The organism is Sphingomonas sp. PP-CE-3A-406, from assembly GCF_003688625.1.
In the GTDB taxonomy this organism is placed as follows: Bacteria; Pseudomonadota; Alphaproteobacteria; order Sphingomonadales; family Sphingomonadaceae; genus Sphingomonas.
Genome location: NZ_RCWY01000002.1, coordinates 1,149,634 through 1,171,518 on the forward strand (window position 1 = coordinate 1,149,634; position 21,885 = coordinate 1,171,518).

Consider the following 21,885-nt stretch of genomic DNA (forward strand, 5'->3'; position numbering starts at 1 on the left):
GCGCGGGAGGCCCACAAGCGGACACTCACGAGACATTTCCTCTATCCCCATTTCTGCCGTTCGTTCAGCTCCCAGCCTGCACGACATATCCCCGATTTGCTACCTCGAAGAGCCTTTGTACGCGCAAGCCATGCCGCCCAATGGTCATGCCTTAGTGGGACGAACTCGATCTCTCAGCGGAACGGAAAACGATCAGAACGATTTAGTACCCGGCACGGAGTTCGGCTGGTCGGCACGCTCCACGGAGGCGTGATGAAGCAGCGGGACGATTGGCATCTGACGGAAGCGCTTGATTACGAGCACGGACGAGCGGACCCTTTTGCCGCGGCTGTTCGGGCTACCCGAATGCCTATGGTGATTACGGACCCCGCGCAGATCGATAACCCGATCGTCTTCTGCAACGAAGCCTTTCAAATGTTGTCGGGCTATGACCGAAGTGAAATCATCGGCCGTAACTGCCGCTTCCTGCAGGGTCCCGACACCGACCGAGAGCAGGTGGCTAAGGTCCGTCAGGCAATCGACGACCAGACCGACATTGCCGTGGACCTCCTAAACTATCGAAAGGATGGATCTGCGTTCTGGAACGCGCTGTATCTGAGTCCTGTGCGCAATGACGCCGGTAAGGTTGTATTCTTCTTCGCCTCTCAGCTTGATGTTACTGACCGCGTCAAAGCGCAGACTATTATTTCAAAGCAAAAGTTGTTGGTCGAACAGGAGGTCGAGGCGCGCACGTCAGACTTGGAGGCCGCGTTAGATGCAAAAACTCTGCTGCTTCACGAAGTCGACCATCGCGTAAAGAACAACCTTACGATGATCGGTTCACTTCTGCGTTTGCAGGCGCGTAGCATATCAGACCCGGCCGTTTCATCAAAACTTGAAACCATGCTCGAACGGGTTGATGCGCTGGCGACAGTGCATCGCCGCCTTTATCAGTCGGACGACGTCACCCGGTTCGATGTCGGGGCGTTTACCGAAAATCTGATCAGCGACGTCGTTGGTGCCAGCCGACGCGACAACATCAAGCTGGTTTCGAACATTTCGCAAATAGAGGTGCCGTCCAGTAAGGCGACATCGCTTGGGTTGATCCTCAACGAGATAGCGACCAACGCCATCAAGCATGCATTTGCCGACGGGCGCGCCGGTACGATTTCCGTCCGCACCGCCCTAGAAGGCAATAATGCCCTGATCGAAATTACCGATGATGGGCATGGACTAGCCAGCAATGACGTTCAGCCGGACGGCATTGGCAAAATGCTTATCTCCCGCCTCGCCAAGCAAGTCAGGGCCGACGTTGTGTGGTCCGACGCCGCCCCCGGTGTTCGTGTATCTCTCTCATTCCCGGTGGACGATTAATGAATATACGCGCCCAACCGCCGTTGAATGTGCTGATCGTCGAGGACGAAGCTCTCTTGGCGATGGATATTGAAGCGATGATCGAAGACGCAGGTCACCGTGTCGTCGGCGAGGCCGCGTCTCTCTACGAAGTTGAAGACCTGGCAGGCGATCTCCATCCGGACCTGGCTTTTGTCGACATACAGCTTGCGAAAGGCACCAGCGGCCTGGATGTCTGTGCACTGATCCGGAAGCGATGGGCGGACGCGATAGTCGTCTTCGTCACTGCAAACCCACTTAAGATCCCAGCCGACTTTGCCGGTGGCCATGGCGTCATACCCAAGCCCTTCTCCCGGAATGGTCTGATGTCCGCAATGCGCTACATCGAAGAGGGTGTCTGCGATCCACCGCCCGTATCCCCGCAGCCAGCGAGCTTCATTGCGGCGCCCGCGTTTGCCGCAGAGTGGTCCCAGACCAGTCCCTGATTTCCGGGTGATAACCGACAATCGCGTGGCCTCACGAGGTGGGACGACAGATGACAGAAGTTCTGCAAAATTCCGATTACGTTGATCCATCAACATCTTACCGCTAAGACGTTCCTGCTTTGGACCGTCAGCCACTCCCACCTTCGCCTATTCGACCGCACGATGCCTCAGGGGTCGTACGCGAGGCTGTCGACGCATTTGCGTCCCGCCTCAACGAGCATGACCCCTTTGTTGCAGCGTTCGATCATTGCATTACGCCGATGGTCGTCAGCGATCCAACCCTACCGGATAACCCGCTGGTTTACGTCAATCGTGCGTTCGAGGCTCTGACGGGGTTCTCGGCGGTCGAGGTCGTTGGCCGGAACTGCCGTTTCATGCAGGGACCGTTGACCGATCAAGCCGACGTCCGACGTATGAAGGATGCGGTCGCTAGCCGCGAGCCGATCGATATCGACCTCCTGAATCATCGTCGTGATGGTACGCCGTTCTGGAACCGCCTCATGGTCGCGCCCGTGCATGACGCGACCGGCAGCCTACGCTACTTCGTGGCATCTCAGCTCGATGTCACGCTCGAGCGGCACGGGCTGTTGCAGTTGGAACGCGACCGCGACACGCTGAGTGCCGAGCTTGCGAAGCGCGAAGTCGCTTTGGCTGAACGAGAAGCGCGCCTGGCGCTTGCGCTCGATGCTGGCGGACTGGGCACTTGGACCATCGACCTGCCAGAATGGCGGCTTAGCTATTCGCCAAGCTGTCTTGCAAACTTTGGGAGGCCGGCCGGAGAGATATTATCGGCGGAAGGCTTGTTGGCTTGCGTGCACCCAGAGGATCGCGAACTCGTCAGATCTTCGCTGAACAGCGCTATCGAGCATGGCACGCGTTATAACGTCGAATACCGCATTCTAACCCCTGAAGGCGAGCAACGCTGGATCCATTCCCAAGGCTCGCTGCAGCGTCGCGCGGACGGCACACCGTTGGCGGTTTCGGGCTTTTCGAGCAATGTTTCAGCTCGCAAATTTGCCGAGGAGCAACGTTCGGTTCTGGCACATGAACTGACACACCGCGTGAAGAACACGCTTGCGACAGTCAGTGCCGTTGTCAGTCAGACGCTACGCGATGCTGCGTCCCTCGCTGAGGCTCGGGATGCTGTGTCGGGCCGCATCGCCAGCCTAGCGTCTGCGCACGAAGTGCTGCTCAAGGACGAGATCGAAGGCGCGGCGATCGGTGAGATCGTCGAGCGGGTGCTCGCGCCGTTCATGGACAGCAACGGTCGACGGTTTTCCGCTGTCGGCCCGACGATACGGCTGACCCCGGAAATCACACTTGCGTTGTCGATGGCGCTGCACGAGCTGGCGACCAATGCGATCAAATATGGAGCGCTCTCGGTACCGGAGGGTCAGGTGGGCATACGCTGGGACCTGAACGGCAATGCAACGGAACGCCGGCTTACCTTCTCCTGGACGGAGCAGGATGGTCCTATCGTTGCTATGCCAACACGTGTTGGATTTGGTACGAGAATGATTGAGCGCGTCCTGTCACGCCACATCCGCGGCAAGGCGGAAATTCAATATCTGCCGGAAGGTGTTCGCTTCGCAATCGAAGCGCCGATCTAAGCTTTCGACCTTGTCTGACATTTATTAACCCCGTGGCGGGCCCATCGCGTGACCACATTGGTTAAGAGCTCAGCTTATCGGGATCTGTCATATGTGCCATGTGCTCGTCATCGAGGATGATTTCCTCATCGCCGATCACATCATTCAGCTGATCGAGCGGGCTGGCGGCACATCCTTTGATCAGGCTGCCTCGCAAGATGAGGCAATCGATGCCGCGAGATTGCGGCCTCCCTCCATCATCATGTCCGATGTCAATCTCTCAGGCGGTACAGGTCCTGCCGCTGTGGAAGCCATCATCTTGGAGCATGGGCCGACGCCCGTGATCTTCGTGACCGGCACGCGCGAAGCATGCCACGTAAGTCGCCCATCGATGGTTGTTCTCGACAAGCCAATCAACGAACAGGCTCTTATCGCTGCGTTCCAAAGCCTGGCGCCCGCCTGAGTCAGCGATCGCCGACGGTCAGTGAAGCAGTCGCCCCATCCGCGTTACCAGTAAGACCGGGTACTTCATCAAGTTGTCTCAGGTCACCGAACCCGCCACGTTCCTTACGATATCCAACAATCACCATGGGACTGTAGATGAACCTTCGTTCGATAGCCGCGCCCGGATTTGCCGTATTCTTGGGGTCGACGGTGCTGGCGAAGCCGGTGCCGATCGGGCCTGCCGCGGTGCCGTTCAGCATCGGCTCGGTGCGCGCCGTGGCCTTGCGGGACATGATCAACCGCGTTCCGAACGACGGCAGCGTGCTCGGCAAAGAGGAAGGCCCGGCAGCTGTCGCGGACATATTGCGGAAAGCAGGTGCGCCGACCGACGCGTTATCGCTCGGCGTCGATGCGCTGCTCGTCCGCATGCCGGGCCGTATGGTCCTCATCGACACTGGCCTTGGCCCCAAGGTTGGTGGCGTCCTGATGCAGAGCCTAGCGCTCGCTAAGGTATCGCCGGCGGACATCACCGACGTCCTGATCACACATTCACACGGTGATCATGTCGGCGGGCTGTCGAGCGCCGACGATAAACTGGCGTTTCCCAATGCGACGATCCGTATGACGCACGCCGAATGGGCGTTCATGCAGAACCAGCCCGATAACGCGGCGCTCATCGCGACGATCACGCCGAAGGTAACGCCATTTGATCCTGGGGCGGTGGTTATGCCAGGTATCCGGGCGGTACCGCTGTCGGGGCATACGCCCGGCCATAGCGGCTACGAGATCACGTCAAACAGCCAAAAGCTACTCGACATGGGCGACACTGCTCATAGCGCTATCGTTTCTCTCTCCAGGCCCGAATGGATTATTGGCTACGACACCGACGGCGAGCAGGGCCGCCAGCGGCGGACGGTAGAGCTGGCCAAGTTGGCAGCGAGCGGCGAACATGTGTTCAGCCCACACTTTCCGTTCCCAGGGCTCGGCCAGATCGTCAAGGCCGGCACTGCTTATCGCTGGCAACCGGTGAAACGCTGACACCGACGGGATGCCATCGTCACGTGCGGCCGCCCGGCACGTTATCCCTCCTGAGCCGTTTGCTGCTGATATCCACCAGCAGGAACCAGTATGACCGACGATCCGCGTACCAGCCAGCCGACAAGTTTTCCTGGTGAACCGCAGCAGCAAAGACCCGGCCTGACGGCGAAGATGCGAACCAAGCCCGATCACGGCGAGGAGAGCTACGTCGGCAAGGGCCTGCTGAAGGGCAAGGTGGCGCTGATAACCGGAGGGGACTCAGGTATCGGCCGGGCAGTGGCGATTGCTTATGCCCGTGAGGGAGCCGACGTTGCGATCTCCTACCTTGCCGACGAGCAAGCCGACGCCAAAGAGACACTGACGTGGGTAGAAAAGGCGGGGCAACGTTGTGTTTTGCTTCCGGGCGATCTTCGCGACCGGGATCACTGCATAACCCTGGTTGAGCGTACGATCGCGGAACTCGGTGGCATCAATGTGCTCGTCAACAACGCTGCCGCTCAGACAATGAACGAGGCCCTTGATAGCATCGACGACGACGAGATGCAGGCCGCGTTCGCCGCTAACGTCTTTGCCATGATCCGTTTGGCCAAGGCAGCAGCGCCGCACATGAAGCCGGGTTCGGCGATCATCAACACGACCAGCGAACAGGCAAAGGTCGCTGGCAAGAACATGATTGTCTACGCCGCAACCAAGGGCGCTATCTCTAGCCTGACGGTGGGCCTGTCCAACCTTCTATCCGGCGAAGGCATTCGCGTGAACGCGGTGGCGCCAGGCCCGATCTGGACGCCAATCCAGCCGATCGCCAAGTCACCGGAGGAACTGGAAACGCTCGGTCAGAACACGCCGCTCGGCCGCGCTGGACAGCCGGGCGAACTCGCTCCCGCCTATGTGATGCTCGCGTCGGCGGAGGGGAGCTACATGTCCGGTAATGTCGTGGCCGTGACCGGCGGGGTTCCAATTTCCTGATTCTGATGGCTAAACCTCAGCCGGCTGCACGTCCGCAGTCAGCTGAGGTGGCCATAGGATCTATAGTGCACCAAGGCTTGCAGGACACCACGATTGGGCCAGCGTCAGCCGCTATTACCAGAGCAGAGGGGTCGGTGATCCCGCTTGCCCAAGCTAGCAGGCCCAGAACCGGTTCTAAGCACGCTTGTTGTAGCAGACGGTTTCCGAGCGCGAACCATCTTACTTGGCGAACTCGGTAATCGTTGATGCAAAGCACCTTTGCAGTCGAGGATGCTGACCGAGAAAGAATTTCCACGGCACCGGATGTCGATTTGCATCGTTCACTCCGGAATTTTGGAGATTTGGCACATGGCAACGATCGATCTCGGCAAGGGCATGCCCGCAGCGGACCTGCACGACGACAAACCGGTCGCAGGATCATTCGGCAGCGAGGACGTCATTCTGGTCCGGCATCGCGGCAAGGTCTGCGCGTTCGCTGGCAAATGCACCCATCAGGGCGCACCGCTGGAAACCGGCCTCGTGATCGACGGGACAGTGCGCTGCCCGTGGCACCACGCGCGCTTTTCGCTCAATGACGGCGAGGCTGTCGCCGCCCCTGCGTTCGCGCCGCTCGACAAGTTCACCGTCGTCGAGAAGGACGGCGTCGTCACCGTTACCGGCAAGGAGGAGCAGACGCGGGCCACCCCGTCGACCCGGTCGATCGGCAAGGTCGTCATCGTCGGCGGCGGTGCGGCGGGGCACGCCTGCGCCGACATGCTCGCACGCTCGGGTCTCGGCGGCGACGTCACGATCCTGTCCGACGACGCCGATGCGCCCTATGACCGGACCGCGGTTTCGAAGGACTATCTCGCGGGCGATGCCGAGCGCGACGATACCGCACTCCCCGAACCCGGCCTGGGTCGCGGTCCTGCGCCGAACGTCCGGACCGGCGTTGCTGTCACGTCGATCGACGTCGAAGGTCACGCTGTCGTCACCGACGATCAGGACCACGTCCCCTACGACATCCTCGTCCTCGCCACCGGCGCGATGCCGGTCACGCCGGACTCGTTGAAGTCCGCGAAAAACGTCTTCGTCCTGCGCACACTCGCCGACGCCGATGCACTGAAAGCCGCAGCGAAAGATGCGAGGCGCGCGATCGTGCTGGGCGCAAGTTTCATCGGGCTCGAGGCCGCCGCATCGCTGACCCAAGCCGGGCTCAACGTCGCCGTGGTCGCCAGGGACAGCGTGCCGCTCGCCAAGGTCGCAGGACCCGAAGTCGGTGCGTTCGTGCAGGCATTGCACGAGAGTAAAGGCGTCACCTTTCACCTCGACCGCGGCCTCAAGCAGTTCGACGGTCACACCGCGACGCTCGACGACGGCACCACGCTAGAAGGCGACCTGCTCGTCATAGGTGTTGGTGTCGAACCGCGTATCGACCTCGCCAAGGCGGCCGGGCTGAGGCTCGCCGACAAGGACGCAGGAGGAGGCGGCGTCGCCGTCGATGCGCAGCTCCGGACGTCGGCCACCGGGATCTACGCGATCGGCGACATCGCGAGCTATCCCGACCCTCGGCTCGGCCACCCGATCCGCGTCGAGCACTGGGTCCATGCGCAACGCCAGGGCCAATGGCTCGCCCGTTCGCTGCTCGGCGCGGTGACCGGCGGCTATGGCGACACGCCGTTCTTCTGGACCGGGCAGTACGACGCCAGCCTTCATTATGTCGGCCACGTCGCCAAGCCCGACGATCGCCGGATCGAAGGCGACGTCGAGGCAGGCGACTTCGCGGTATTCCTGAAGGAAGACGGCAAGGAGCAGGCCGTGATGACCTGCGGCGACCGCGACGAGATCGCGCTTGAAAAGGAGGCCGCATGGGACGCCGCATGACGCGCCCAACGTTGTTCTTCCTGCACGCGCTGGGCGGCAGCGCCCGATCGTGGGACGCGGTGATCGCGCAGCTCGGCGAGTTCGACTGCCGACCGCTCGACCTGCCCGGTTTCGGCGCCGCGTCGGACGCGACGGGGTTCTCGGTCGAGGCGATGGCCGACACCATCGCTGCGCAGATCCGCGCGCACGATGCCGACCGCTGGATGCTCGTTGGCCACAGCATGGGCGGCAAGATCGCGACCATTCTAGCGCATCGATCGGAAGAAGGACGTCTCGCCGGACTGGTCGGCGTCGTCCTGACGGCCGCGTCGCCCCCCTCGCCCGAGCCGATCGACGACGACCGCCGTGCGACGATGATCGGCTGGGTGAAGCAGGGCCCGGTCGGTGCCGACGATGCGCGCGAATTCGTCGACCAAAACATCGCCGCCCGGCTACCGCCGGCCATCTATGAGGCCGCAGTCGCCGATGTGCAGCGTGCCGCGCCCCAGGCATGGCGCGCCTGGCTCGAACAGGGCAGCCGCGAGGACTGGTCGGATCAGGTCGGCACGCTCGCCACACCGGCCGTCATCGTTGCCGGTGCCAAGGACGGCGATCTCGGTGAGGCGAACCAGCGCAAGCTCAACATGCCGCATTACGCCCACGCTCGGTTCGAGAGCATCGCGGGTGCCGCGCATCTCCTCCCGCTCGAACAGCCCGAGAGCGTCGCCCGCCTGATCCGCGACCATGCGGGCGCGGTCGGCGCGGCAAGCGTCCCCGCCGACTATGCCCGCCTGATCGCCTCCGATCGCGTCAGCGCCCGCACCCGTGCAACGCTCGCCGAACGCGCGATCGCCGACGACCCCGATTATCAGCCCAAGGTCGTGACGATGCAGCAGCTCGAAACTCTGCGCGCGCTCGTCGACCGCGTTATCCCGCAGCACGGAATCGACCTCGCCGCCCGCATCGACACGCAACTCGCAACCGGCGAAGGCGATGGCTGGCGGTTCGCCGTGCTGCCCGTCGACGCCGACGCCTATCGCGCCGGTCTCGACACGCTCGACGCGCTGACGGATGGGGCATTCGCCAAGCTCGAAGGCGCAGACCGCGACGCCCTGCTCCATAAGATCGAGGCCGCCGACTGGTCCGCCGCGGCTCCGCTCACGCCCGAGCAGATGAGTTTGTGGTTCGAGGACGTCCGCGCCGATGCCGTCCGCCTGTGGCTCGCACATCCGGCGACAATGGCGCGGGTCGGCTATGACGGCTTTGCTACCGGCGGGGATGGCATCCGCAAGCAGGGCTATGCGCTGACCGCCGCCGACGAACGCGAAGGCTGGGAGCCCGCACGATGAACCTCGACCAGATGCGCGCGTATGCCGAGACCGATATTGTCGATGTCGTGGTGATCGGCACCGGTGCCGGCGGCGCACCGTTGCTGGCCCGCCTCGCCAAGGCCGGGCTAAAGGTGGTCGCGCTCGAAGCCGGCCCCAACGGCGAACCCCAACGGCACACGCCGGATGAACTCGCGGCGAGCGACATCTACTGGATCGACGAGAGGCTGAGCGACGGCGCAATGCCGCAGGCGTTCGGCGGCAACAACAGCGGCACCGGCGTTGGCGGGTCGACACTGCACTGGGGCGCGTTCTGCCCTCGTCCCGATCCGCGCGATCTGCGCCTAAAGACGCTGACCGGCCAAGGCGAGGACTGGCCAATCGAGCACGCCGAGCTGATCCGCTACATCGAACAGGTCGAGGCGTTCATTGGCGTCTCGGGCCCCGCCAATTACCCGTGGGACGCGGCCCGCCGCTATCAACTGCCTGCGGTCAAGCGCAATGCGCCCGCCGATGCGATGGCGGCGGGGTGCGCCGCGGTCGGCATCACCGCGACCGACGCCCCCGCTGCGCTGGTCTCGCGCGACTGGCGGCAGGAAGGCTGCGGGTTGCGTCAGGCCTGCGTCAATTGCGGCGCCTGCCATCAGGGGTGCCGCAACGGCGCGAAGGCGTCGATGGATACCACCTATCTCCCGCTCGCGGTCGCCGCCGGCGCCGAGATCCGCCCCGGCTGCCGGATGACCGGGGTCGAGCGCGACGCCGCCGGCCGGATTGTCGCGGTGATCTATCGCCACGGCCAGCAGGAGCATCGTCAGCGGTGCGCGGCGGTGGTGCTCAGCGCAGGCGGCGTCGAGACCCCGCGCCTGCTGCTCCACATGGGGATCGGCAATGCGAGCGGTCAGGTCGGCCGCAACTTCATGGCGCATGTCGCGACACAGGTCTGGGGTCGATTCGATGCCGAGATGCGCTGCAACCGCGGCTATCCCTCGTCGCTGATCAGCGAGGACATGCTGCGCCCCGACGGTGCCGATTTCGTGGGCGGCTACCTTATGCAGAGCCTCGGCGTTCAGCCCGTCACGCTGGCGACGTCGTTCGCGCGCAGTGGCGGGCGCTGGGGCCAGGGGCTGGTCGACGTGATGGACAAATATCTTAACTTGGCAGGGATCGGTATCAATGGCGAGTGCCTGCCGAGCGACGACAACCGGCTTGTGCTCGCCGACGAGACCGATGCGTTCGGCGTCCCCAAGGCGCGCGTGACGTTCGGTTACGGCGCCAACGAACAGGCGATCGACACACATGCAGTGGCGACGATGACCGCGATCTGGCAGGCGGCCGGCGCGCATGACATCGTCACCCTGCCGCGCGCCGCGCATACCATCGGCACCTGCCGGATGGGCGAGAGCGGCGACACCGCGGTCGTCGATCCGTGGGGTCACAGCTTCGCGATCGACAATCTGTGGATCTGCGACAATTCGGTCTTCCCGAGCTCACTCGCCGCCAACCCTGCGCTGACGATCATGGCGCTGAGCCTGCGCACCGCGGATCGGATACTCGGGAGCGATTGAGAATGGCGAGTACGGCAGGACCCACTACCGGTCATTCGGTGGCACTCGGACCTATCGTAAAAGCAGCCGCTCGTTCATCGCAATGAGGACGCAGGCGGCTGACCTCAGGAAAGCGTTAGCCTACGAAGCAAGAAAAAGCAGGCTTAGGACAGGCAACGATGAGACTTGACCGCAGAACCTTGATGAGCACCGCCGCGTTGGCTGGCATCGCGACTTGGATGCCGAACCCGGCAACAGCAGACGCAGCGCCCAAGCGGAGGCGGCCGGCACGTGGTTCTTTTGGCCTTATCGCCAACGGTCGGCCAGCCGGTGTCCTGATCGACGCCGGGGCTGACAGCGCCGTCAAGCATGTCGCGAGCAGCTTCGCGGCTGACCTCGAACGGGTCAGCGGGCAGGCAGCGCCGCGTCCGGCCCGTCCCGAGGAGGCGAGCGGCCCGCTGGTAATCATCGGCGTACTCGGCGGGAGCGCGATCATCGACCGCCTGGTCGCAGATGGCCGGCTTGACGCATCCGACCTGAAAGGCGAGTGGGAAGCCTTCCGCCAAGTCGTGGTCGATCGGCCGATGCCGGGCGTGCCTCGCGCACTGGTGATCGTCGGATCCGACCGCCGCGGCGCCGTGTTCGGCACCTATGACGTTTCTGAGCGGATTGGCGTGTCGCCCTGGCACTGGTTCGCCGACGTGCCCGTTGCCCGCCGCCGCAGCGTCTTCCTTTCCGCCGAACCACGCCGTGACCAGCCCAAGGTGCGGTATCGCGGCTTCTTCATCAACGATGAGGCGCCAGCCTTCAGCAATTGGGCATTAGAGAAGTTCGGTGGCGCCAATTCCAAGATGTACGCCCACGTCTTTGAGCTCCTGCTCCGAATGAAGGGCAATTACCTGTGGCCGGCGATGTGGGCGCCTCGGGCGTTCAACGACGACGATCCGCAGAACAAGGTGCTGGCCGACGCGATGGGCGTCGTCATGGGTACGTCGCATCACGAGCCGCTGACGCGCGCGCAGGACGAATGGCATCGTAACACCGCCGGTGGGGTGACCGGGGGCAAGTGGGATTATACGACGAACCGGGACAACCTGCGTCGCTTCTGGCGCGGGGGCGTCGAGCGGATGATGTCCAAGGGCGACGGCCGCGGTTATGAAAGCCTGCTGACGGTCGGCATGCGTGGCGACGGCGACGAGGCGATGGCAGAGGGCACTGCCACCGAGCTACTCGAGACAATCGTCGCGGATCAGCGCCGGATCATCGCCGACGTCACCGGCCGCCCGGCGGAGCAGACTCCGCAGATGTGGGCGCTCTACAAGGAGGTCCAGGACTATTACGACCACGGCATGAAGGTGCCGGACGATGTGACCCTGCTCTTCTCCGACGATAACTGGGGGCAGATCCGGCGGCTGCCGCCCGCCGGCGCCCCGCCACGCACGGGCGGCTACGGAGTCTACTATCACTTTGACTACGTCGGGGTTCCCCGCAACTACAAGTGGATCAACACCAACCAGATCGAGAAGGTCTGGCAGCAGATGGACCTGGCCTACCAGCGGGGCGCACGCAACATCTGGATCGTCAACGTCGGCGACATCAAGCCCCTGGAGTTCCCCTTGAGCTTCTTCATGCGGCAGGCTTGGGACCCTGAGGCAATGACGCCTGCCGCGCTGGCTGCCTACCCCGAAGACTGGGCGACCGAAGTGTTCGGCCCCGAACACGCCAGGGGAATAGGTGAGTTGCTAGCGACCTATGGCCGCTATGCCGCACGCCGAAAGCCGGAGCTGATCGACCAAGACAGCTTTCCGCTTGGTGCGAGCACCGGCCGCGGGCCACTCGATGGCGGCGAGTTCGGCGCGATGGTGGCGGAATGGGATGCGCTGGAAGCCCGCATGGCGGACGTACGCGGCCGGCTTGGGCCTGAGCAGCGCGACGCCTACTACCAACTCGTAGAGCATCCGATCTCGGCGCTCGCCAATCTTTATCGGCTCTACTACGCCGCCGCGTGGAACGCGCGCCTCGCGTCGAGCAACGACCCGAGAGCGAACGCCTTCGCTGACCAAGTCGAAGCAACCTTCCGGCGCGACCAGGAGCTGACCGACCGCTATCACTCGATGAAGGGCGGCAAGTGGAACGGGATGATGGCTCAGGTCCACATGAATTATGTGATCTGGAACGACCCGGTCCGGCAGAGCATGCCCAGCATCACGAGGGTGGGCGGCGACGTGCCCGAGGAAGAGCGTAACCGCCCTGCACGGTTCGTGCCCCGGGCAGCATCGCCGGCGGGCGTCATCGCGATCGAGGCAACCGCGTTCAGCAGGAAGCGCGACGCCAAGGGACTGGCCTGGACAGCGATTCCGAACCTGGGCCGCACCGGCGGCGCCTTGGTCCCGCTGCCGCAAGGCAGAGGCCCCACCACCGTAGCGGACCAGGTCTGCGTCGAGTACGACGTTCGCGTGAATAAGCCGGGTGCGGCTCGCCTCTCCCTGTACTTGGCTCCGACGCTGAACACGCTTGGCAAGGGCGGCGTCCGGATCGGTGTATCGGTGGACAACAGCGCTGTGCAGATACTCGCCTCAAATTTGGAAGCGACCGGCGGGGCGCAGGACACTCCCGGCAAAGTTCAGTGGGCGGACGCCGTACGAAACAACGCCATCGTCGTGTCAGCCAGCCTGGGCGAACTGACCCGCGGCAGGCATACTATCAAGCTTTGGCGATTGGATGATAACGTCGTGCCGCAGAAGTTGGTGCTCAGTACGGCGTCTGTGCCGGAAACCTATCTTGGCCCCGAACCCGCCGCGAAACGGCTCTGAGTGATCTGGCCTCTGGGCAGCTGAGTGACCCACAATCGGTCGTTCAACGCGCTCGCCAGTCGTCCCAACTTTTGCCGGTCGTTCATATTGACAAAACGGGGGGCGGCACCAGCGGGAGCCGGCAACCTGCTTCGCGCATGCCGTGATCCATCATCGACTGTTAAAAAGCGCTCCGCCTACCGGCTTCAAACATCTATCCATGTTAATTTGGGCCCTCGTAAGGCGTGCTTACTAAACTCGCGCTTGTCAGATATCGCTAAGGCCAAGCCCCTCCTGTGATTGAGTATTTCATCGGTCTCGCTTGCACTCAACGGCATGCCTAACAGGTACCCTTGCGCTTCCTGGCAGCCGAGCTCGCGCAGGATATCACGCACGGAGGCGTTTTCGACGCCTTCAGCGACCACACGTAGTTCTAAGCTTTCTGCCAACCGAATGATCGCCGAAACCATACGGTGAGCGGCGCTATCGGTATCGACGTTGGAAACGAACGAACGGTCGATCTTAAGTTTGTCGAAAGGCAGCATCCGGAGATGCTGAATAGACGAAAACCCGGTGCCGAAGTCGTCCAGAGCAAGAGAAATTCCCTGGTTCTTCAATGACTCGATGATCCGCTGGGCCGAAGCAGGATCAGAAATGAGGGCGTTTTCGGTGATTTCGAGGCAAATACGGCGCGCCGGGAAGCCCTGCCGTGTTAGCACTGCCAATATCTTTTCCGACAGCCACGGGTCGCGAAACTGGATCGGTGATAGGTTTATCGCGATAGTCAGTTCGGACGGCCATTTATTGGCGTCAAGGCACGCCCGTTCGAGGAGTTGCAACATGAGCTCATCGATCAGCCCGCACTCCTCAATAATCGGGATGAAGCGACCGGGCTCAACCATAATGCCGTCGGCGCGGTTCCACCGAGCAAGCATTTCGAAACCAACGATATTGCCAGACGCCAGATCTACGATCGGTTGATAATATGGACGGAAGGCCTCTGTACCAAAATCCACGCGGATCTCACGCTCAAGCACAGCGCGAGCCACCAGCGCCTCTCCCATGACCGGCTTGTAAAAGCGATGTTGCGAACGACCACCCGATTTTGCCTCATACAAGGCGATGTCCGCGTGCTGCATCAACGCTTCACGGCTCGCGGCGTCGGTAGGGAAGCAGGAGATCCCGATGCTAGCGCTGATATGGTGGAAGAACCGGTCGATCGGAAACGATGCAGCCATTTCACGGACGAGCTTATCCGCCATGACGTTCGCGGGACCGATGCCGTCACCATCAAGCTGGAACGTGACGGCAAACTCGTCGCCACCAAGTCGGTAGACATTACCGGTAGGGATCACGAGCATGCGAAGCCGCGTCGCAACTGCAACTAAAAGTTGGTCTCCAGCACCATGCCCGTACGCATCGTTCACGCCCTTGAACAAGTCCAGATCGATCATGAAAAGATACATCTGACTCCGCGGCGCACTGTGATAGAGAAATCCATCAAGATGCTCGGTAAGCGCACGCCTGTTTGCTAGGCCAGTCAGCACATCTTCGTAGGCCATTTTCTGCGCCGCAAGCTCTGCGGCTTGCGCGCGCTGTTGCTCGACCAGCATGTCAGCGCGAGACTGTAGCACTTGCCTGAAGCCTGCGTGGTTCGTAGCCAATGTCCGCAATATCAGTATGGCGACGATCAGGAAATTTGCGCCAACACTGAACAGCGACCAATCCGACGCTATAAACAGACGAGTCGTGACAGGCATCACGCCGAACAGCAAGACCATATAGCCGGCACTCGGAAGTGCTTGCAGACAGAAGCAACAACTAATCGCTCCTACAAAAACGTAGAGCGAAATTGATACGCTGCGGATGGGTTCAGCTTCAGAAAACAGCAACGACCCCCACGTTCCGAAAACTAGGCTCAAAAGTGTAGCCGTGATGATAGTGCCGCGAAGATAGCGCCGAATCTGGTCAGGTTGCGCGATAATCGATCTGCGTCGGACCCAGAGAAGCGCGCGCGCAGCAATCGCAACCGATAACAGGATCGGTATGCCAAAACTCATCCCGAATGGTACGTCACGAAAAGACTCTATGCCGAGAAACAGGACGTTGATGAACATCAGCCCGTACATTAAGGGAATCTGGCGGCGCAACGCGGCATATTGCTCAAGAAGAAACGTGTCCGACGCCGGCATTCGGCGCAATCTGAATTCAGGTAGCCACTCGAACATTATTTCGGTCCCTTAACGACCGTCATTAGCAACAAAGGGTTCATAAAATGTTGAGAACGAACGCGGACCGAAGCTTTTTCCGCCAGGTAGCCTTCGCAGTTTGACGCAAAAATGGAACTGCCGATCATTTCAGATCTCCCCGAAATAACGAACGTTAAATGATCTGACCTCCGCCCCGATGGGTACTTTTTTGAAGTTAAATACGTCCAATCCTTGTTATGTAGTTGGCACCGACGCCTTCCCGAAACCGGTCGTTCGTTCATGTGATCCGCAGTGGCCGACATCGGGAGCTTTGATGCCAGGCGCTTTTAGGATGGGACCGGTCGAAAGCCGACTGTTCCCGGTGTCACGGTCGTTCGGTTGTCAATTCAACAGTTAGAGCGATCTCCGATCAGGTTGGATCACTGGCACGGAGGCGATTTCGGCACGGTACGAGGCGGGAGGAGGGCGCGATGCTGAATCATCGACGAGCAACGCTGTACTGTGTTGAAAGCGGCCCGCCGCAAAGCGGGCGCCCGAAGGGCGATGCCGGTAATGCAACGTGGTCGGAGAACCGCTTAGAGCATGATGATATTACGATGAGCCGTTCGCGCCTATGCTGTCGAAGCCATGCCCTTATCTTCGCCGCAGCAGCATAGGAAAACGGTACTTCGACAGGCTCAGCACGAACCGAGCTAGGCAAGGGTCAATTCACCGCCATTTTGCTCTACGGCTGGCGCTCGTACCGTCCCTTGGCGCCCTCGATAAACAGCGCGGTACCCGCGATGCGCAGGCGCAACGTGTCGAACGGCCGCGCCATTAGTTGCTGCCGATCGAAGCCGATCCGGACGATCCCGTGTTGCAGGGGTGCGAAGGTGATCGTCATGTCACTCGCAATCGGCGCCTCGGTGTGAATGGTAAGGCTGACGGCCTTCGTTGCGCCGCGCGGGGCGAACGCAAAGCCGCTCCTGCCGGTGACCAGCTTCTCCTTAGTGCCATTCGCAAAGTGCAGCGTGACGGGGAGGTTGCGCGCGGGCTGGTCCGACGCGGGATCGAAGATCCTGATCGCCACGCCCGGGGAGGTTCGCACGGTACCGCTTTCGGCCGCGTCGGCTGGCGACATGGTGCACGCCGCGGGCAGCGTCGGATCGGCTAGCGTGGGTTCCGGCAAGCCCGCCGCACGTGCGGCCTCGATCGCCAGCGCGCGCGCATCCTGCCAATCGGACAATGCCTGTCGCACCTGCGGGGCAGCTGGCTCTGCCCCGGTCGACGGACCATCTGACATCAGTCGAGCAGCCAGGAGCTCCGCATTCGTCCTGGCAACGTTCGCAGCGCGCAATGCCGTGGCGGCGCGCTGTTGAAGGATTGTCGTGGACGGCGCGGGGGCATTGTCGGCGGTCGTCAGAGGCGTCGCGGAAACAAATGGTTCTGGGAAGATCGGGCAGCGGGCGCGGATCGTGGCCTCGATCTCGCTGCGCTGGTACCGCCGACGTTCGTTTTCGGTCTCCTCATCCCACGGCGCGGTGGACAAGTAGGAGAAGAGCGGCTTCTGCGCGCTTGGTGCGGACGCCACGAGCACGACCTCGTCGCGCTCGACGTGCCACATGCCCTGCGCCTCCTGGTCCAGCGCACCGTAACTCAACGCCCAGTCGAATTGGCCGTCTGGCCGCAGCAACAGCTCGGATCCGGTCTCCATCACACCCATGAGGTAATAATGGCCAACGAGCACGGCAGGTGTAGCGTGGCCGCCGTTGGCACGCGCGTCGGCAGGCGTGCCCTGCGTCGAGGGGGCATCGGCAGGAGTGAGCGCATCCAGTGCGTCGCTCAGGTGACACGACTTGCCCGGTTGATAGTCGAGAAACTCGGCAACGGTCAGGACGTTACGATCACCCTCCTCGCTATAGCTGCCCATCACGTCGGCAGACGCGCGCCGGCCATCCTTGCGATAGCGGGCGACCGCCTGACCTCCCGACACATCGCGCAGCAGGTAGCGCGACGCCGCCAGATCGCACCGCGTGAGGATGACCTCGCCTCGCTCGATTGACAGAGTACCGATGAAGCTGTCCATGCCGGAGAGTTGCGCATACGCCGGCAGCGGCGCGACCAGTGCCAGCGAGACGACGATCGCGCGGTGCCAATTCCGTCTCACAGCGATGTCCCATCCTTGTCCAGCATATCGAACCGATATGCGCAGCCGTAGAGTGTCTTGCCGGGGTGCGTGGTGACGTTGGAGATCGTTCGGGCGACTACCATGCGGCTGCCATAGCCGTCCTTGCCCGCGGGTTCGGTGACGTCGGTCATGATCCGCTCGCCCAGGAACTTGCGAAAGGGGAACTCGGCTTCCGCCTGGGCGCGGGTCACCTTACCCGAGGCGGCCATCGCGTCGATCATCGGCTGAGCCGACATGCTGTTGTCGATCTTTTCGGCACGCGCCACGATGGCGGGGTCCGCGACGTCGAGCACCGCGAGGATGGCATCGCCGGTAAACGCGACCCGGCGCGTGCTGTATGACCCCGCGACGGTAATCAGCTTCGGCAGGTCATATTCGGCGATGAACGAATTGGGCGAGGCGATCTTCTTCCATCCCCGCGTCCGCGCGAGCTGCTCCTCGCCATCGATCGCCATGGCGAAGCGCATGTAACCGGGAACGTCCAGGCGGCAGCTAACGGCATCGATCTCGGAGACATCAGCCGGGTCGGTCTCCGCGGCGGTCTGCTGGAGCATCGCGGCGAGCATCAGGGCGTAGAGAATGAGCATTGACGGACGTTAGGGTTGCAGCCAGAATTTGCCAGCAACATCGCTGCAGCAGGGCCGGCCGGTTTCCATTCCCCCCGTTTCGTGCCAACGAGCGCCTGTAGCACCGGCTAAAAAACATCATTGCACGGTTGAGAAGCTGTTCTACCGCTACAATCATACCCCTTTGAATGCCCCTTTTATAGTGATTGAGGATGGGGGCCCCAGGCATCGATACGGACCTCACCAACTCATTAGTGTGGACGCCGACTTGCCTCCAGGGCTGCGACACCATCTGCGGCCATCGCGTTCCACTCCGCCTTGGTATGGCAGACCCTTTTAGAAAAGCGCGATCCGGTAGTCTCTTTAGATCGACAGATCAGTTTTTCCGCAGTCACCGGCTTGGCAGCTGCCACGACAGAAGGGGGCGTGGTAGGCGCAGTTTGATGAGCCGCCGCACCCGAAGCCATTAATATGGTTGCCACCGGCAGCATCATAAACTTTCCCATCGTATACTCCTCGGCCCAGAGCTTTCAGAGCCTAGCGGAGCTATTTCGACAATCAAGGGCTCAAGATCACTGGCAGACTTCCTAATCGACCTCTGGCACCTCTTTATCTAGGTCAGTTGTATTAACGTATCTATGATGCCAAGTATGCAACGGGCCGCATCATACAGCGTTAAGTCGATATGGCCGACAGAGGGGCGTGATTAATAGTGTCAGATGCATTTGGTACTGCACACGCCGCCTTGGCGTTTCTGGAATCCCACCATCTTCAGCCCACGACGGCCAATTACGCGTTCGCTCTAGAGGTCGTCAGCGACCTAGACGGACCATTAGCGCGGGCTGTAGCGCTTGAAACGGATGGCGGACTGAGGCTGACGCCGAGGTCTCTAAACGAACTAAGTCAGCGCTTCTTGGCAACAAAATCCGGGACCGCGGCGCGCATGGAAGACGCTGTCCAGAGCCATGCGACCCAGTTGGGATCATTGACATCGGATGCGCAATTACTGACGAAATCCCTGAGTGATGACGTCACCGCCATGGCGGTGGAGGTCCAAGACTGGCCTGATTCAAACGCTCTAGTGGCACGACTGACCGACGCTGAACGTGAACTCGCCGATCTGCGCAGGGATGTAGCTAAACTACAGGCCAACTTGGGATCGCTAAGCGAGCAACGCACAGATCCTACACGCGATACAGCTACGCAGGCATTGACCTCCGAAGGGGCTCGTCCTCTTTTTGCGCGGCTCGGCGAACAAAATCGTGCGTACGTCATGATGATATTCAGCGTCGCTGATCTCAGCAATATCAACGAACGTTTCGGTCACCCTGTAGGTGACAATGTGCTGAGCGCATTCGTCGCCAACCTGCGGCAGGTTTTAAAAAACGAAGAGATCATCCGTTGGACCGGCAACGAGTTCATGGTCGTGGTTACCGATGTCGCGCTGGCGAACGCCCGCTTACTTGCAGAGGAGGTCCTTGCAGCATTCGCGACCAGGCGCCTAAAATTACGCGGAAGCGGGGAGTGGATCGGAATGGTGACCGGCTCGGCCGGCATCGTCGTGGGACAGGGCGCCGACCAAGCTGCGGCTCTGATACAGGCTCGGGCTAAATTGTATCGAGCGACGATAAAGGGGCTAGGACAGGTTGAGGCGTAATTGCTGCGCTCTTAGCTGAAATGGTGATCTTGATGAGGGCAAATATGACCGATCGCGAGGCTTGGTTGAAGGCAGGCGAAATCGTAGCAGCTCATGGAAGCGATTCCGCACGATATGTGCTGAGATCGCTTGGAGATATTTTATCCTCGGGCGATGGAGCTGAGGATTGGCGCCGGGTCGCCTTAGCAGTCGACGATATCCTCGCAACACCCCTGCAATAATTATGAACCGTGTCGAAGCGCTGGCACGGCAGGCGCTGGCGAGCTTCGAGCTCGTTCTGCAAGTCTATGCCGACAATGAAGGGGGATGAGCTGGTTCATGCTCAGCTTGCTCGAATCAGCGGAGCCGGAATATGCTCATGGCACGGCAGATTTTGATGATTGCGCAGATCCTGAACTCGGCGCGGCGTGCAATCGCCTCGCTGCTTGGGTCGAGCCGATGCCTGAAGGCCTGGTGATCGATCCCGCATCAGGGCTGACGGAGGAGGACCTCGCGATAATTCTGCGTCGGCTCTACGCTACGCGTGAGGATCTGCCCGCTCCTATCCTGAGTATGGACGAAGTCCCGCGGGCCCACGTCAGTCCATCGGTGCCGCTGACCAAGAGAGGGCGGTGGGGTTGATCGCCTGATGGGGCTTTTGTGGCCCCTTTCTTGCCTAAGCCAGGCGTTTCCTGTCCGTCAGATCGCCTCATTTCGTTCTACGATATACTCGAGAACGCGATTTGGGAGGGGATGGCAGAAATCGATTCCGATAGCTTCCGGACTGCTCCAAGCAACCCAGCCCGGTACATCGGCGAAATTCGGGATGGCAACGTCCACGAACGTGCCAACCGAAACCGCCAAGCGGGTCTCAATCCGACAACCCAATTGCGTGCAGTCACTGATCCGCACGGCTTGGGTATCAAACTTGTCTGCTGTGACAGTTGCCGACCAATCTACGGCTATCCGGACGGCCTTACGTCCGTCCTCTGCCCGCCACGACGGATATTCGGGTTTTGATGATCGATCGGCCATAGTCCGGGGATAGCCGCCCACCCTAAACATCTGGTTACAACGGGTCAGTTCCGGCCGGGGGGATGAGACCCTAAGCGCTCGCCTTTAGCCAAGGGTATTAGCTCGTGAGAAGGATAGCCGAACGCTGCGACGGCTATTGGCATGAACAGCGACTTTGGCTCAACCGAACGAACGTTAGCTTACGCCGATAGCCCCCCGAAAGCGGCGAACTCGGCTTCGGTCCAACACGGGCGTTCACGCCCCCGCGCCCTGCCGCATGAACAAACGTCCGTTTTATCTCCGACCGCGACCCGAAAGCCGCCGTTCCGCTTTCCACCAAGTTCGTCGGTTCCATGTTGTGCACCCAAATACGGTGCAAGAACCCCCGCCTCGCCCGCGAGCTTTTCAGGTGGATTTGGATGCAGTGGCTGGCCTGCTGCAGACCCGCCTAAATCTAGCCTTGAATGGCGGTATTAAGCACTCCCGCTGGATGCAGATTGCTGCACCTCTATGCGGATAGCAGCCTCCTGTGGTGGCAAGCCAACGATCGATGCGATCAGCCATGCCGCCGCCCCCTTGATCGCTTCTGACCCCGCCGGGCCGAGGGGCCCAACTCCCCGCCCCCGATCCTGTGCCCCCAAATTACACGCTATTCCCCCCGCCTCGCCCGCGAGCTTTTCGTGTCGGTTCCGGTGCATTACCGGGCAACGCTCAGCCCCGCGGTATTCCGCCGTTCTTGGCCCGATATCACGGCAGCATCGACGGTGCGTTTGGGTGCACTAATAGGCGATTGGGCGAAACCGCATACACCAAGTCCATGTCTAATGTTCAAACACGCCAAACCGCGCGATCCTGCCACCGCGGGTCGGCGCAGGAGCACTGTCACAGGGGACGACCGATGAGCGTCCGACACACCCCGTCGACGATGCCCG

Annotated in this window: 16 protein-coding genes; 12 read left to right on the plus strand and 4 right to left on the minus strand. The window is 61.5% G+C overall.

All coding sequences use genetic code 11. From position 1 onward, the window contains the following. Positions 1-252: 252 nt before the first annotated feature. The 10 genes from C8J44_RS11650 to C8J44_RS11700 all read left to right on the plus strand — a co-directional run bounded on the left by C8J44_RS11650 (position 253) and on the right by C8J44_RS11700 (position 13,381). Positions 253-1,353, plus strand: a complete 1,101-nt coding sequence (locus C8J44_RS11650; RefSeq protein ID WP_121904578.1) for a histidine kinase dimerization/phosphoacceptor domain -containing protein — start codon at positions 253-255, stop codon at positions 1,351-1,353. Next, positions 1,353-1,817, plus strand: coding sequence for a response regulator (locus C8J44_RS11655; RefSeq protein ID WP_121904579.1), 465 nt, complete (start codon positions 1,353-1,355; stop codon positions 1,815-1,817). Before C8J44_RS11650 ends, C8J44_RS11655 begins: the two co-directional genes overlap by 1 nt. A gap of 260 nt (positions 1,818-2,077) precedes the next feature. Beyond that, positions 2,078-3,427 carry a PAS domain-containing protein gene (locus C8J44_RS11660; protein WP_404969199.1) on the plus strand — a complete coding sequence of 450 codons (1,350 nt, stop codon included), beginning with the start codon at positions 2,078-2,080 and terminating at the stop codon, positions 3,425-3,427. A 91-nt stretch (positions 3,428-3,518) separates the two neighbouring features. Continuing rightward, the gene (locus tag C8J44_RS11665) at positions 3,519-3,869 is read left to right on the plus strand and encodes a response regulator (RefSeq protein ID WP_121904581.1); all 351 of its coding nucleotides are present in this window, start codon (positions 3,519-3,521) and stop codon (positions 3,867-3,869) included. Between the two features lie 137 nt (positions 3,870-4,006). Then, on the plus strand, positions 4,007-4,888 hold the full coding sequence (locus C8J44_RS11675) for an MBL fold metallo-hydrolase (RefSeq protein WP_259466819.1): 882 nt from the start codon (positions 4,007-4,009) through the stop codon (positions 4,886-4,888). Between the two features lie 90 nt (positions 4,889-4,978). Then, the gene (locus tag C8J44_RS11680) at positions 4,979-5,854 is read left to right on the plus strand and encodes an SDR family oxidoreductase (RefSeq protein WP_121904582.1); all 876 of its coding nucleotides are present in this window, start codon (positions 4,979-4,981) and stop codon (positions 5,852-5,854) included. A 348-nt stretch (positions 5,855-6,202) separates the two neighbouring features. Further along, positions 6,203-7,717, plus strand: a complete 1,515-nt coding sequence (locus tag C8J44_RS11685; RefSeq protein ID WP_121904583.1) for an FAD-dependent oxidoreductase — start codon at positions 6,203-6,205, stop codon at positions 7,715-7,717. After that, positions 7,714-9,045 (plus strand): alpha/beta hydrolase, encoded by a 1,332-nt coding sequence (locus tag C8J44_RS11690; protein WP_183128763.1) that lies wholly within the window; start codon positions 7,714-7,716, stop codon positions 9,043-9,045. Before C8J44_RS11685 ends, C8J44_RS11690 begins: the two co-directional genes overlap by 4 nt. After that, the gene (locus C8J44_RS11695; protein ID WP_183128764.1) at positions 9,042-10,589 is read left to right on the plus strand and encodes a GMC family oxidoreductase; all 1,548 of its coding nucleotides are present in this window, start codon (positions 9,042-9,044) and stop codon (positions 10,587-10,589) included. The genes C8J44_RS11690 and C8J44_RS11695 overlap by 4 nt, the downstream gene beginning before the upstream one ends. Positions 10,590-10,771: 182 nt before the next feature. Beyond that, positions 10,772-13,381 (plus strand): glycosyl hydrolase 115 family protein, encoded by a 2,610-nt coding sequence (locus C8J44_RS11700; protein WP_259466820.1) that lies wholly within the window; start codon positions 10,772-10,774, stop codon positions 13,379-13,381. Between the two features lie 185 nt (positions 13,382-13,566). Here C8J44_RS11700 and C8J44_RS11705 read toward each other — a convergent pair whose 3' ends face one another. The 3 genes from C8J44_RS11705 to C8J44_RS11715 form a co-directional block, all read right to left on the minus strand. Further along, positions 13,567-15,588, minus strand: coding sequence for a bifunctional diguanylate cyclase/phosphodiesterase (locus tag C8J44_RS11705; RefSeq protein ID WP_082444080.1), 2,022 nt, complete (start codon positions 15,586-15,588; stop codon positions 13,567-13,569). A gap of 706 nt (positions 15,589-16,294) precedes the next feature. Next, positions 16,295-17,635 (minus strand): hypothetical protein, encoded by a 1,341-nt coding sequence (locus C8J44_RS11710; RefSeq protein ID WP_147453191.1) that lies wholly within the window; start codon positions 17,633-17,635, stop codon positions 16,295-16,297. Between the two features lie 77 nt (positions 17,636-17,712). Then, the gene (locus tag C8J44_RS11715) at positions 17,713-18,324 is read right to left on the minus strand and encodes a hypothetical protein (protein WP_121904586.1); all 612 of its coding nucleotides are present in this window, start codon (positions 18,322-18,324) and stop codon (positions 17,713-17,715) included. Between the two features lie 922 nt (positions 18,325-19,246). On the opposite strand from C8J44_RS11715, the gene C8J44_RS11720 reads away from it, so the two are divergent. Together C8J44_RS11720 and C8J44_RS11725 are read left to right on the plus strand one after the other, a co-directional pair. Further along, positions 19,247-19,960, plus strand: a complete 714-nt coding sequence (locus C8J44_RS11720; RefSeq protein WP_121904587.1) for a GGDEF domain-containing protein — start codon at positions 19,247-19,249, stop codon at positions 19,958-19,960. A gap of 306 nt (positions 19,961-20,266) precedes the next feature. Then, complete coding sequence (locus C8J44_RS11725) at positions 20,267-20,581, plus strand: hypothetical protein (RefSeq protein ID WP_121904588.1); 315 nt, start codon at positions 20,267-20,269, stop codon at positions 20,579-20,581. Positions 20,582-20,638: 57 nt separating this feature from the next. On the opposite strand, the gene C8J44_RS18280 is transcribed toward C8J44_RS11725, so the two are convergent. After that, a complete protein-coding gene (locus C8J44_RS18280) occupies positions 20,639-20,974 on the minus strand; it encodes a hypothetical protein (RefSeq protein ID WP_133032474.1) in 336 nt (111 codons plus the stop codon). Positions 20,975-21,885: the final 911 nt, after the last annotated feature.

Coding starts and splice junctions, on each gene's coding strand:
- C8J44_RS11660 (WP_404969199.1), top strand. CDS start 2,078: ATGGTCGTCAGCGATCCAACCCTACCGGATAACCCGCTGGTTTACGTC.
- C8J44_RS11675 (WP_259466819.1), top strand. CDS start 4,007: ATGAACCTTCGTTCGATAGCCGCGCCCGGATTTGCCGTATTCTTGGGG.
- C8J44_RS11680 (WP_121904582.1), top strand. CDS start 4,979: ATGACCGACGATCCGCGTACCAGCCAGCCGACAAGTTTTCCTGGTGAA.
- C8J44_RS11705 (WP_082444080.1), bottom strand. CDS start 15,588: ATGTTCGAGTGGCTACCTGAATTCAGATTGCGCCGAATGCCGGCGTCG.
- C8J44_RS11695 (WP_183128764.1), top strand. CDS start 9,042: ATGAACCTCGACCAGATGCGCGCGTATGCCGAGACCGATATTGTCGAT.
- C8J44_RS11655 (WP_121904579.1), top strand. CDS start 1,353: ATGAATATACGCGCCCAACCGCCGTTGAATGTGCTGATCGTCGAGGAC.
- C8J44_RS11725 (WP_121904588.1), top strand. CDS start 20,267: ATGAGCTGGTTCATGCTCAGCTTGCTCGAATCAGCGGAGCCGGAATAT.
- C8J44_RS11690 (WP_183128763.1), top strand. CDS start 7,714: ATGACGCGCCCAACGTTGTTCTTCCTGCACGCGCTGGGCGGCAGCGCC.
- C8J44_RS11665 (WP_121904581.1), top strand. CDS start 3,519: ATGTGCCATGTGCTCGTCATCGAGGATGATTTCCTCATCGCCGATCAC.
- C8J44_RS11685 (WP_121904583.1), top strand. CDS start 6,203: ATGGCAACGATCGATCTCGGCAAGGGCATGCCCGCAGCGGACCTGCAC.
- C8J44_RS11720 (WP_121904587.1), top strand. CDS start 19,247: ATGGAAGACGCTGTCCAGAGCCATGCGACCCAGTTGGGATCATTGACA.
- C8J44_RS11650 (WP_121904578.1), top strand. CDS start 253: ATGAAGCAGCGGGACGATTGGCATCTGACGGAAGCGCTTGATTACGAG.
- C8J44_RS11710 (WP_147453191.1), bottom strand. CDS start 17,635: ATGGACAGCTTCATCGGTACTCTGTCAATCGAGCGAGGCGAGGTCATC.
- C8J44_RS11700 (WP_259466820.1), top strand. CDS start 10,772: ATGAGCACCGCCGCGTTGGCTGGCATCGCGACTTGGATGCCGAACCCG.
- C8J44_RS18280 (WP_133032474.1), bottom strand. CDS start 20,974: ATGGCCGATCGATCATCAAAACCCGAATATCCGTCGTGGCGGGCAGAG.
- C8J44_RS11715 (WP_121904586.1), bottom strand. CDS start 18,324: ATGCTCATTCTCTACGCCCTGATGCTCGCCGCGATGCTCCAGCAGACC.